This is a genomic window from Clostridium sp. CMCC3677 (genome assembly GCF_023845585.1).
GTDB classification, from domain to species: Bacteria; Bacillota; Clostridia; order Clostridiales; family Clostridiaceae; genus Clostridium; species Clostridium aquiflavi.
On record NZ_JAMQHS010000002.1, the window covers coordinates 133,058 to 146,609 of the forward strand.

At 26.2% G+C, this 13,552-nt stretch carries 10 protein-coding genes and 1 pseudogene; 10 read left to right on the plus strand and 1 reads right to left on the minus strand.

Going from position 1 to position 13,552, the window contains the following annotated elements; all coding sequences use genetic code 11:
- Positions 1-130 precede the first annotated feature (130 nt).
- The 4 genes from NG901_RS02655 (at position 131) to NG901_RS02670 (ending at position 4,785) form a co-directional block, all read left to right on the plus strand.
- A complete protein-coding gene (locus tag NG901_RS02655; RefSeq protein WP_252212202.1) occupies positions 131-1,369 on the plus strand; it encodes an MFS transporter in 1,239 nt (412 codons plus the stop codon).
- Between the two features lie 131 nt (positions 1,370-1,500).
- A complete protein-coding gene (locus NG901_RS02660) occupies positions 1,501-2,709 on the plus strand; it encodes a GNAT family N-acetyltransferase (protein WP_252212203.1) in 1,209 nt (402 codons plus the stop codon).
- A gap of 321 nt (positions 2,710-3,030) precedes the next feature.
- A complete protein-coding gene (locus tag NG901_RS02665; protein ID WP_252212204.1) occupies positions 3,031-4,221 on the plus strand; it encodes a deaminase domain-containing protein in 1,191 nt (396 codons plus the stop codon).
- Positions 4,222-4,326: 105 nt separating this feature from the next.
- On the plus strand, positions 4,327-4,785 hold the full coding sequence (locus NG901_RS02670; RefSeq protein WP_252212205.1) for a hypothetical protein: 459 nt from the start codon (positions 4,327-4,329) through the stop codon (positions 4,783-4,785).
- 105 nt (positions 4,786-4,890) lie between these two features.
- Here the strand turns inward: NG901_RS02670 and NG901_RS02675 are convergent, their stop codons facing one another.
- Positions 4,891-5,391 (minus strand): spore coat protein, encoded by a 501-nt coding sequence (locus NG901_RS02675; protein WP_252212206.1) that lies wholly within the window; start codon positions 5,389-5,391, stop codon positions 4,891-4,893.
- Positions 5,392-5,528: 137 nt separating this feature from the next.
- Between NG901_RS02675 and NG901_RS02680 the strand changes: the two genes are divergently transcribed.
- The 6 genes and pseudogenes from NG901_RS02680 (at position 5,529) to NG901_RS02705 (ending at position 13,510) form a co-directional block, all read left to right on the plus strand.
- Positions 5,529-6,263: a tetratricopeptide repeat protein gene (locus tag NG901_RS02680; protein WP_252212207.1), complete on the plus strand. Its 735-nt coding sequence runs from the start codon at positions 5,529-5,531 to the stop codon at positions 6,261-6,263.
- A gap of 219 nt (positions 6,264-6,482) precedes the next feature.
- Positions 6,483-8,141, plus strand: a complete 1,659-nt coding sequence (hcp, locus tag NG901_RS02685) for a hydroxylamine reductase (RefSeq protein WP_252212208.1) — start codon at positions 6,483-6,485, stop codon at positions 8,139-8,141.
- 235 nt (positions 8,142-8,376) lie between these two features.
- Positions 8,377-9,030 (plus strand): HAD family hydrolase, encoded by a 654-nt coding sequence (locus NG901_RS02690; RefSeq protein ID WP_252212209.1) that lies wholly within the window; start codon positions 8,377-8,379, stop codon positions 9,028-9,030.
- Positions 9,031-9,443: 413 nt separating this feature from the next.
- Positions 9,444-11,357: an endonuclease MutS2 gene (locus tag NG901_RS02695; protein WP_252212210.1), complete on the plus strand. Its 1,914-nt coding sequence runs from the start codon at positions 9,444-9,446 to the stop codon at positions 11,355-11,357.
- A gap of 181 nt (positions 11,358-11,538) precedes the next feature.
- A pseudogene (locus NG901_RS17290) lies at positions 11,539-11,654 on the plus strand (magnesium transporter); the annotation flags it as partial.
- A gap of 212 nt (positions 11,655-11,866) precedes the next feature.
- Positions 11,867-13,510: a sensor histidine kinase gene (locus tag NG901_RS02705; RefSeq protein WP_252212211.1), complete on the plus strand. Its 1,644-nt coding sequence runs from the start codon at positions 11,867-11,869 to the stop codon at positions 13,508-13,510.
- Positions 13,511-13,552 lie beyond the last annotated feature (42 nt).

Genomic DNA, 13,552 nt, shown 5'->3' on the forward strand with positions numbered 1-13,552 from the left:
TCCTAATATGTATTTTAAATATAGATTTTCTCTTGATATAATAATAAGGAATAAATTATATTTTTACAAGTAAAGATAAATAATACAAAATTACTTAAAAATATAAACTTACATGAAAAGAAGGTTTAATATGAACAAAAAATTTATAAGACTATTTGCAGCTGGACATTTAGTAACAGACATTTATCAAGGAGCATTACCAGCAATGTTACCATTTCTTATATCAGAGAAAAACTTAAGTTATGCAGCAGCAGCATTCTTAATTTTTGCAGCCAATGCAAGCTCATCAATAATACAACCTCTATTTGGAATTTATGCAGATAAAATTTCGCTTCCTTGGGCACTTGGAACAGGTGTATTGCTAGGTGGTATAGGAATTGGAGTATCAGGAGTTACAAGTAGTTATAATATAATATTTGCTTTAGTAGCTTTAAGTGGAGTAGGAATAGCATTATATCATCCAGAAGGTGCTAGGCTTACAAATAAATTTTCAGGTGAAAATAAAACAACTGCAGTGAGTCAATTTGCAGCAGGTGGAAATATTGGTTTTGCAGTAGGGCCAATAATAACAACAGTAATTTTATCAATCTGGGGCTTAAAGGGAACTATAATATTGTGTATTCCTGCAATAATAATGGGACTAATACTTTTATACGAATCAAGATATTTTTCTAAAAATGAAAATGAATTAGTTAAGGAAGGCAATTGTATAAGAAATGAAGAAGTAGTAAAAGTTGATCAGTGGGGTGCTTTTGGAAGATTAACACTTACACTTCTTTGCAGATCCACAGTATTTTTCGGACTTAATACATTTTTAGCACTTTATTTTGTACATGTATTAAATCAATCAGAAGTACATGGAAGTATAGCATTATCTACATTAATTGTTGTTGGAGCAGTTGGAACATTATTTTCAGGAAAACTTGCTGATAAGGCTGGAAATAAAAAGGTGATAATAATGGGTTATTCTTGTTTATTACCACTATTAATAGCTTTTCTAAGTGTAAAAAATCCAATAATAGTTACTATAATATTGATTCCATTAGGATTTTTCTTATATATGCCATATAGCCCAATGATAGCACTTGGACAAAAGTATTTGCCTAATCATGTTGGACTAGCTTCAGGGGTAACAATGGGATTAGGAGTTACCATGGGTGGTGTTGTATCACCGATACTTGGATGGGTTTCGGATAACTATGGTATACACACAGCACTATGTACTTTAATAGTAATGCCTATTTTTGCAGTGATTTTGGCAAGAAAATTATCTGTATCTAATGAAGATATAGAAAAGGATGAAATACAAAAAGATGTGCAATCAAACACTAAAAAATTATCAAATAAGAGTTTAAATTTACAAAAATAATAAAACTTTCAAATAATATAAAGAATATGAGTTAAATAATGTGCTTTTGGGATTTTTAATAATTTGATATTCATAGATATGTTATAATCAATAGTAAGATAAACGGAATTTGGTTAAAGGAGTAATATTATATGAATAAAAAACAATTAAAGTTAAAAAGTATTGGAATAGAACATCTTGAGCAATATAACCAGTTATTAAGATATGTTTTTCAAGTCACTGAACACGAACTGAATCAAATTGGTTGGCAAGATAAAGAAATTATTCGTGCTAAATCACCAACATTGAAACAGGCAGATGTATTAGGGTGGTTTGATGGAGATAATCTGATTTCACAGGTGGCTGTTTATCCTATGAAAGTTCGTATTTTTAATTGCACATATGATATGGGTGGTCTTACTGGTGTTGGAACTTATCCGGAGTACTCAAATCAAGGGCTAATGCATAAACTATTGTATCAATCATTATACAATATGAAAGAACGTAAACAATTTATATCTTATTTATATCCATATTCTATTCCTTATTATCGCAGGAAGGGATGGGAAATAATATCTGATAAAATCACATATGAAATTAATGATTATCAGTTGCCAAAAAATCGGCAAGTAGCTGGAGATGTGAGACGTGTTCATATAGATAGTGACCAAGTGAAAGAAGCTTATAATAGATTTGCTTATTTGACACACGGTGCGCTATTGAGAGATAGTCTGGCTTGGAATGAATATTGGTTGTGGGATACAGATGATATAATGGCTGCAGTATATTACAATGAAGATGATAAACCAGATGGATATGTAATATATTGGATAGCTGATGATGTTTTTCATATTAAAGATATGATATTTGTTAATGAAGATGCAAGAATAGGATTATGGAACTTTGTAAGTGCTCATTTTTCTATGATTTCAAAGGTCGTAGGAAATACATTTACAGATGAGCCATTAGCATTTTTATTGGAGGATGCTGATATAAAAGAAATTATTTCACCATATTTTATGGCTAGAATTGTTGATTTTGAACATTTTATTGAAGAATATCCTTTTAAGGCTGATACTATAGAGCGTGAATGGACATTTACACTTAGTGATCCATTACTTGCTTGGAATCAAGGAACATTTACATTGAAAATTTCAAATGATGGAAAAGGTAAGGTAGTTCATTCAGTAGAAAAAACTACAGATAGAATCGATATTCAAACTATGACAACTATGTTATTAGGATATAAACGCCCAGATTATCTGCATAGAATTGGACGTATTGTGTGTAGTTCTAAGACTGTAGATATGTTGGAAGATGCAATAGAGCAGCAGTCACCATATTTTTCAGATTATTTTTAAAATTTAAGTTAAATTAATTGATTTCAATTTATAAATAATAACTTAATAATATATACCAAGATTGTATTATTAAAAAATATATGCTCTCCTTAAAGTAGAAAGATTAAAAATCTATAACTTTGAAAGGAGAGTATTTTTATGCAATCAATAACTAAGTATAAACTAGAGTGAAAATATAAAATCCCACATGATATGTTTAAGTATTTTAGTTGTAATTGCATACTGTAAAATAAAATGTATAATATAAGTTAGTATATTCTCTGAAATCTTATTCATAAGATAAAAAATATGTACTAAAAACGTTAATTTGGAGGAGTTATTGTGCAGGAAAAGAAAACTTTTAATTCTTTAAGAGGCAATACTCAAAGTATTGAAGAAGAGATTCCAATAAATACTTTATCAAAGAAGACAAAAAAAAGTCGGATTAAGATAAATAATTTAGATGAATTTAAAGATGCATTGAAAAAAGAAGGATATGAGATAAATAAGTTTGATGAAGAAAAATTTAAAGCGGATATTGTGAAAATTTTTCAAGTAGATAATAGTGTAATAGAGATTCTACATACATATATTAATAATCCTGAAATTACTTATAAAGTTTATGATACTAGCGATTTAATTGATTATATAAAAAAGATGATATTATTTGAAAATGAGCATAATAGGTTATGTGAAAAAATAAGTGCAATAAAAAAATTAAATATAGATAGAGTTGAATATGAACGAGAATCTAGCATTCAAGATAATGTTGAAGATATAATAAAGGCTATAGAAGAAATAAAAGATGATATATCTGGAATAATAAGTAGAGAAGGTAAGATTAGATTAGAAAATTTAGAAAAAGAAATAAATAAGGAATATCTTTATACAAAAGATATTGAATTATTGAAAAAAATGGTTCTTATTAAAAATGAAAATGTGAAACAAAAGTATAATAGTCAGTCTAAGATTAAAACAATATCTATAGAAATACCTAAAAAAATAAAGTATGAACATATTATAGCTAAGGAAGGTTCTGTAGAATATCATGATTATTTAAGTAGTAACATACCAAGAATACAACGTTTAATAAAGAATATACATAAATATATGAAAGTTGATGAAAAAGAAAAATCAACTTTTAACATAAATCAAAGTATGGCTTTACAGGATTCTATAAATATAGCTGTGGCAACATATGATAATAAAGAGTTTAAAGCAATAAGCGGAAGTAATGATATAAAGAACTATTGCAAGGTAACTTTATTAGAAAATGCAACTTTTAAAAGTAGTAAAGTTAATAAGCTTGGTAATTTAGGAATAGGATATAACAGAGTTAATGATAGTGAAAAAAAGATATTTGAAGAAATACATAGACAAATAGAGAAGAAAGCCTTGAAAGATGAAGGTACTCTTATTTTATATACTAAATTAGAGCCGTGTCCAAGCTGCTATTATGTAATTAGCCAGTTTTGTAAAAAGTATCCTAATATAAAAGTTGAAGTCAAATACAGCAAAAAATATGGAGAGTAGAAATTAGATGTATTTATAGAAATTAATTTTCTATATTTACCTCTTTATTTTTTTATAAAAATAATACATAATATAGTAAAAGTGTTATATATAGGAGATGGAGAGATGAGAGGAAAACATGCAATTGGAAATAGACCATTTGGTAATATACATTTAGACTATGTTAAATACAAAGACAGTGATAAAGATATTAGACAAATGTATGAAAGAGTAAAGAATGATTATTTAAAAAATAAAAATTTGGACATAGATTTAGAAAAGGCATATTTAAATGAGAGATTTATATCTTGTAGGGCATATTCAGAAAAATATTACTTAAATATATTTATGATAGCTGTAGTTGCTTTTTTGGGAGGAATTTCCACACAATATTCTAACAGACCAATTATGACATTAGCTATATTGCTTGCATTTATTATTATAGTAGTAAAGTCTTTTTCAAACATACATACAAAAGTAATGCTTAATAAAGAGAAATATGAACATAAGTATTATATTATATGTATTGAAGCTTTAAAAGAAATTGAACATGAACAAAACAGCATAATTGAAGTAGAAATCTAGATTAGAATAAAGAAATTATTTTAGAATATTAATTAGGTTTTAAATAAAAAATGGATTCAGATTACTTGAATCCATTTTTGTGATTTTATTTATGCCTTAGTTTAATTAGTTGTACATTCCATGTTGACTCATATAATTGTATAGTTGTTCACCATGTTCTTGTTCTTCTTTTTGAATATGATTTAACACTTGCCTCATATTTTTATCTTTAAATTCAAATATAGTTGTATTATAGGTAGAAGATACATATTTTTCAGTAGATAATGAATCTTGACATAACATTTTATCATTACTAATATCATTTTGAGTTAATTGAGAATTAGTAGCATTATTCATATTCATGTTTTGCATAGAAGTTTGATTTTGGTTAGCAGTTTGATTTTGATTAGATTGTTGACCTTGATTTACACTTGGAACACTTCCACTTAACATTTGATTAATAGTATCTAAATGTTGTTGTTCCTTTTGAGCTAATGTTGAAAATAAATTTTTTAATTCTACATCGCAAGCTTTATCAGAATATCTATTGTATTTTTCAACACATAATTCTTCATGACTTTTTTCATCTTGCAACAACATTCTTTCTTTCATACTTAGATTTACCATAAGAACACCTCCAAGTATAGTTTTACTAAAAAGTAAAATAATATTCATTTTCTTTTATTTATAATATATTCACTAAAAATTTCACTTTTATGTTAAAATGTAATTAAAAATTAAATACCAAAGTAGGTGTAGATGAAATGAAAGAAAACTTAAAAGATAAAATAGATAATTTTTTAAAGGAAAACAAGATAAATATAACAGGCGGAATTATAAAAACAGAAGAGGAACTTTCATTAGTTCTAAACAACATTGCTATGAGTGATTTAAAAAAAGGAAAACTTCAAAAGTCATTATATTTTGCGAGTAAAGCATTAGAATTTGATTCTAAGAATTATTATGCAATGTTTATAAAAGGACTTATTTACAGAGCTTCAAGAAATTTTAATGAGGCAATTAAATTATTTGATGAATATTATGAACTTAGCAAGGAGTCGTTGAGTCTTATTCACATAGGGTTTTGCTATGCAGAGTTAGGTGATATTGATAATGCATTAGATTATTTTAGAAAAGGTGAACAAGAATTTACAGAAGAAGAAAAGCATAATTATAGTAGTTTAATGTGTACTGTATATGAGTGTATCGGAAATATCTATATGAATAGAGAAAATGTTTTAGAGTTTAAAGAAAATGACAAGTTTAGTCTTAACTATAAGTTAGCTATTAAGTACTACAAAATGTCACTAAAAATAAACAAGAACAATCATTTATTACTTAATAAATTAGCAGCTTGTTATCATCATTTTGATGATGAGAAGAAAGCATTATATTGTTATGAAGAAGCAGTTAAGATTGCACCACAAATAGAAGAATATAAAGGTGCAATTGAGGAAATGAAGGAACAAGGAATTGTATCTGAGATTATAGAATTTTAATTTAATTATGAAAGTTTTTAAAGTTAGAAGTATATAATTTTCTACTTATATGTTTTGTTTTAATTTAAATATTGAGATTTTCAAATATAATAAAATCTTTGACAATGTTCATTTAGAGTATTGTTAAAGATTTTTTTTATAAAAATAGAAATAAGTACATATTAATTATTATTAAGTGAAACAATTAAGATAGACTAATTTTAATAGGAGTGATATGTTATGGAAGAAAATCCAATGTTTTGTTATCAATGCGAACAAACAGCAGGGGGAAAAGGTTGTACTAAATTAGGTGTATGTGGAAAGACACCTGAAGTAGCTAATCTTCAAGATTTACTTATATACCAATGTAAAGGTATAAGTGTTTATGCAATGGAACTTATAGAAAAGGGAGAAAACATAGATAAGAGTATTGTTAGATTCGTAGAAAATTCATTATTTACGACACTTACTAATGTTAATTTTGATGCAGAAGTTCATGTTGAAATGCTTAGAGATTCTCAAAAAATCAAAGAAGAATTGAGAAATAAAGTAGGGAATGATAAGGAATATCCAGAAGAAGCAACTTATGATTTAACTAAAACCAAGGAAGAAATGCTTAAAGACTCTAAAAAAGCTGGAATTATGTTTGATCAAAATATAGATGCAGATGTAAGATCACTTAGGCAAACAATTATTTATGGATTAAAAGGTATAAGTGCTTATGGTCATCAAGCTAGATTTTTAGGTTATTATGATGATCAAGTTGATAACTTTTATTTTAGAGGACTAGAGTGTACAACAAATGGTAATTTAAGTGTTGAAGAACTAATTAGAATGACAATGAGAACTGGAGATATGAGTGTAGCAGTTATGAAAAAATTAGATGAAGCTAATACTGAAACTTATAAAAATCCAACGCCACACAAGGTTAATGTACATATTAAGAAAGGACCATTTATAATTGTTTCTGGTCATGATTTAAGAGATTTAGAAATGCTACTTAAGCAAACAGAAGGAAAAGGAATTAACATATATACTCATGGGGAAATGATACCTAGCCATGGATATCCAGGACTTAAGAAATATAAACATCTTGTTGGTAATTATGGTGGAGCTTGGCAGGATCAACAAAAGGAATTCGATGGTATTCCAGGATGTATTCTTATGACTACAAATTGTCTTATGAGACCTAGGGAAACATATAAGGATAGAATATTTACTACAAGTGTAGTTGGCTGGGATGGAGTAAAGTATATAAAGGCAGAGAAGGATGGTTACAAAGATTTTACAGAGATAATAGAAAAGGCATTAGAACTTGGTGGATTTAAAGAATCAGAAGAACCACATGAAATATTAGTGGGTTTTGGGCATCATGCAACTTTAAGTAATGCAGAAACAATAGTAAATGCAGTTAAGGATGGGAAAGTTAGACACTTCTTCTTAATTGGAGGATGTGATGGGGCAAGGCCAGGAAGAAATTATTATACTGAATTTGCAGAGAAAGTTCCAAAGGATTGTATAATTCTTACTCTTGCATGTGGAAAATATAGATTTAATAAGCTAGATTTTGGAGAAGTTGCAGGACTTCCAAGATTGTTAGATGTTGGTCAATGTAACGATGCATATTCAGCAGTTAGAATTGCAACAGCACTTGCAGATGCTTTTGATACAGATGTAAATGGATTACCACTTTCAATAATTTTATCTTGGTATGAACAAAAAGCAGTTGCTGACCTTTTAGCATTACTTTCATTAGGCATAAAAGGAATATTTGTTGGACCAACTTTACCTGCGTTCTTTAGCCCTAATGTACTACAATATTTAGTTGATACATTTAATCTACAATTAATAAGTGAACCTGATGATGATTTAAGGACTTGTATGCAACAAGGAATTTAAATTATTAAAGTATAGTATGAGTTTTTAGAGATATATACAATAAAAAATAAGGATTGTTTTATGAAAATAATCCTTATTTTCATATGTAAGCTTAGAATATAATAAGTCGTAGCAATAAGATTATAAGTAACACTTATTTAAGTGTTGTTAAAAAAGTAACTTTCAAATATTAATAGGTAAAAAATTCTAATTATGTTATAATTAATAAAAGAAATAGAAAAGGGTGTGTGAAGTTATGAAGGCATTTATATTTGATATGGATGGTGTAATAATAGATAGTGAACCAATACATCGTCAGGTGCATGGCGAAATTATGAATACCTTGGGTATAAATATATCTAAGAGAGAATTAGCATTATATGCAGGTGCTACAAATGAATATATTTTTACAAAATTAAAAGAAAGATATGGAATAAAGAAATCTGTTAGTGAGCTTATGGAGTATAAATCTAAACTTATTATTAACAAAGTAAAAGAAGAGTCACTAGAACCTATAAATGGAATTAGAGAATTATTAAATGCTTTAAGAAAAAATAATATAAAGACAGCTATAGGATCATCTTCTCCTAGAAGTTTAATAGAAGCTGTTATAGATAAGTTTAATTTACATGGTGCTTTTGATTGTATAGTAAGTGGAGAAGAAGTTGAAAGAAGTAAACCATATCCTGATGTTTACATAGAAGTAAGCAAAAAGTTAGGTATAAGTCCAAAAAATTGTATAGTAGTTGAAGATTCTCATAATGGTGTACAAGCTGCTAAAAGAGCTGGAATGAAATGTATAGGTTTTGATAATGTAAATTCAGGTAATCAAGATTTATCAAAAGATGATGTGATGGTAGATACTATAAGAAAAATAGATATATTTAATTTATGTAAATACTTTGAGTAGAATAAAGATTATTATTTTAAAATTTATTATTGACAAACTATAAGTTTTAAAATAATATAAAAATATATAGATTTCAGAAAAAGGAAGGTATTTTTGTGAGTGTAGTAAGTATTTAATTATAACTAATTTAATATTCATCAAAAAATGGGTTATAGAACCTTTATTTGTTGATGGAAAAATTAATTATTATAGATACACTACGAGTCATGAAATAACTTTACTTTAAAAGATATAAATAACTATATCTTTTATTAATGTTGATTTTTTAGCCGTGGAGATATCCATGGCTTTATTTATTTTGTAATTATATTTATAGGCTTAAAAACAATAATATTACTAAAATAATATAATTTAAATCTTGAAATCTATATAGATTTTCGTGACTTGAATTTAAAAAAAGAAGGACGAAAAGAATGAATAATATAACAATAGAAAAATTAAATTATGAAAATTTAAAAGAAATTGTAAAATCATATTGTATAAGCAATTTAGGTAAAAATTTAATAGATAAACTTATGCCAAGTAAGAATTTAAAGCAAGTAAATAGAATGTTAAATGAAACTTCAGAAGGAAGAAGACTTATAGATGCATCTTATCATATGCCTCTTGAAGGAATATTTGATATAAATCCATTATTGAATAAAATGGAAAAAGGGGCAGTGCTTGAACCCTCAGAATTAATAACTATTGGTGATTTTTTAAGAGGATGTAGAAAAGTAAAATTATTTATTAAAGACAAAGAAGGATATGCGCCTACATTAAGCAGCTATGGAGAAAATATAACTGAACTTCAATATATAGAAGAGGAAATTTCAATATCAATTAAAGGTACGATAATTGATTCTAATGCAACAAAAGAATTGAAAAAAATAAGAAAGCACATTGATTTATGTGAAGGAAAGATAAATGAAAAACTTGAAAAATTTATAAAAAGTCCATCTAATCGAGAATATTTGCAAGAAGTTTTTGTAAGTCAAAGAAATGGAAGATATACTGTTCCAATAAAAGTTTCATATAAAAATCAAGTTAGTGGCAGTATTGTGGAAGTATCTTCAAAAGGAAACACTGTATTTATGGAGCCAAACATAATATCTAAATATACAGTTGAACTAGCTTCTTTAAGGGGTGAAGAAAGCATTGAAGAATATAAGATACTATCAACTTTAACAGAAATGATTTTTTCAAGAATTAGAGAATTAAAAGTTAATGTTGAAGTTATATCTGAATATGACATGATATTAGCTAAAGCAAAATATAGTAAGGATATTAAAGGCGTTAAACCTAAATTAAATAATCACGGCTTTATTAATATAGTAGATGGAAGATATCCATTGATTAAAAATTCAATACCTTTAAATTTAAAAATAGGAGAGGAATATAGAAGTTTAATAATTACTGGTCCTAATGCTGGAGGAAAAACAGTAGTATTAAAAACAGTGGGAATTCTTACAATGGCAATCCAAAGTGGATTTCATATAAGTGCAAATGAAAACTCTGAAATGGCTGTGTTTGATAATATATTTGTTGATATTGGTGATGATCAAAGCGTTGAAAATTCATTAAGTACATTTTCATCACATGTTGGTAATTTATCAAGAATTTTAAGAGAAAGCACTAAAAATACATTGCTTTTATTTGATGAAATAGGAAGTGGTACAGAACCTAATGAAGGAGCAGCATTAGCTATTGCGATATTAGAGGAGTTTTATAAAAAAGGATGTATAACAGTTGCATCCACTCATTATGGTGAAATTAAAAATTTTTCTTATAATCATCCACATTTTGAAAATGCTGCAATGGAATTTAAAAAAGATACTTTAGAACCTATGTATAGGCTTAATATAGGAAAAAGTGGGGAAAGTAACGCCTTATATATTGCAAAAAAAATGGGCATTGATGATGTTATACTTGATAGAAGTAAGAGATATTTTAAGAGCAAAGAATATAATTATGAGATTATAGATTCAAGAAAATTATTAAAGAATAAAACTGAAAATGAAAACTTAGAATATGAAGATATAATTAATGAGTATGACTATAAAATAGGTGATAAAGTTTTATTATTAGATAAAAAGGTTAGTGCAGTAGTCTATAAAACAAAAGATAGATTTAATAATGTAGTTGTATTTTTAAATAATGAATTTGTAGAAGTGAATTTTAAAAGATTAAAGTTGGAATTTACAGCAGAAGAATTGTATCCAAAAGATTATGATTTGAATCAATTATTTGTAAGTTTTAAAGAAAGAAAATTAGACAAAGATTTAAAAAGAGGCTCAAAGAAAGCAATCAAAAAGTTTAGAAAAGAAATTAACACAGTAAATGTATAACTAAATAGTATAAGTATCTATCTATAAAATGAACTTAATTTAAGGTGGTTTTATAGGTAGTTATTTTAAAGATATGAATTCAGTAGATATAGCTAAAATAATATCAGAAGGTGCAATAATGACAATTGAATTTTTGGATTTAAAAGCTGATATGACTGTAGTTGACAAAGAAGATAGAATAGTTGGAATAATTACAGCATTTATCCCTATGCTTATGGATACTGGTGGCAATGCAGGATCACAATCATTTACTTTAATAATTAAGGATTAGTGTTAGGTGATATAAGTATTAAAGATACAAATACTATTTTAATTAATTTAAATTAATGCTATAATACGGACAGGAATTAATAGGATATTTTATATAAACATATATAAATATGGAATTTATTTCAATATATATGTACTGAATTAATATCTCAATGTTGTTAATAAATTTATATATGAGTATGTGTTTTATATAAACAGAAAGAAAATACTTAACTTATTTAACAGGGGGGACTTTTAAAGTGCTGACGGAAGGGATAAAGGGGATTAACAAAAAGTTAATATTGCTTATAATAACAAATGTAATTAGCTTTTATATTATATTTAAATTGAATATTTTTATGGTTAATAATGTAGATTTAGCTGAATTAACTCTTGTTAAAGATATAAAAGGTATAAATTATATAATAGGATTTATATCAGTGTTTTGTTGTTTTTTATATTATTATTTATACGAAGAAAATTATTTTTTTATGTTTTCACTAATCTATCTATCTATATATTCTGAATTTTTAATAGTTGATTTTTTAACAAAACATATAAATATAAGTGTTCTTATGCATTCTAACTCATCATTTGTAGGTTTTGCATCAATATTTAGAACGCTATTATTATATTTAACTATATTCAATCAAAACAAAGTAACCAAAGGTATTTGTAAAAATAGATTTGCTACAGTAATATTTGTTTTGATTTCTAATGTATTATTTATATTAATGGAGTTAAATATAATGCAGTACTATTCACATGCAATTAATATAAATATTCTTATGATTATTAAGTGTATAATAAATTTAGCGACGTACTTATTAATATTAGAAGTATGTATAAAATACTTTAAAGAAAAAGAATTTAATTATTTTATAACTTTTGCTAGTTTAAGTGTTATGTTTTTGAGCAGAATTTTACTAGTTAAAAGTTTATATAAAGACGAAAAGATGATGTATGTATTAAATCGCTGTCTATTGGCATTAGGTTTTTTCATAATAATAATCAGTGTATTTATAGAAATAATAACTAAGTCTAAAGAAAACAAGGAGTTAAGTTATGAAGTGGTTAATCAAAAAAATGAAATGTATAAATTGAAGGAAGAAGAGGAAATGAGGAGTCAATTTTTTGCAAACATATCTCATGAACTTAGAACACCACTTAATATAATCATTTCATCTTTTCAACTTTTAAGAATGTACAATTATAATGAAGAAGAATTTTTAAAATATTACAATAAATATGAAAACACAATTTCACAAAATTGTTCTAGGATGTTAAGACTTATTAATAACATTATTGATGTTACTAAGTTTGATGCTGGATGTTTTAAAATGAATTTTGTTAATTGTGAAATTATTAGTTTGGTTGAAAATATAACTCTATCAATAGCAGAATATGAGAAAGCTAGAAAAAGGAATATAATTTTCGATACAGATTGTGAGTTCCTTGAAATAAAGTGTGATCCAGAAAATATGGAAAGAGCAATTTTAAATCTTCTTTCTAATGCTATTAAATTTACAAGTGATAATGGAAATATATTTGTGAATATTGAAAGTCAAAATAATGATGAGTATTTAAGCATAACTATAAAAGATGATGGAATAGGAATTCCAAAAGATTTTAGAAAAAGCGTTTTTGAAAGATTTGTACAAGTTGATAAGTCTTTTAGAAGAAATGTAGAGGGAAGTGGAATAGGCTTATCTTTAGTTAAATATATAGTAAATTCTCATAACGGAGAGATCAATCTAAAAGATAATGAAGAAAAAGGCTGTGAATTTATAATCAATTTACCTAATGTAAAGATAGAGGAAGAGTTAGATGATATTGAATTCAATTTGCATAAAAAAGATGAAATTGATAGTAAAATACTTATTGAACTTTCAGATATTAAATAAAAAATATAAAACCTTGTAGTTTTAGAATTACAAGGTTTTCTG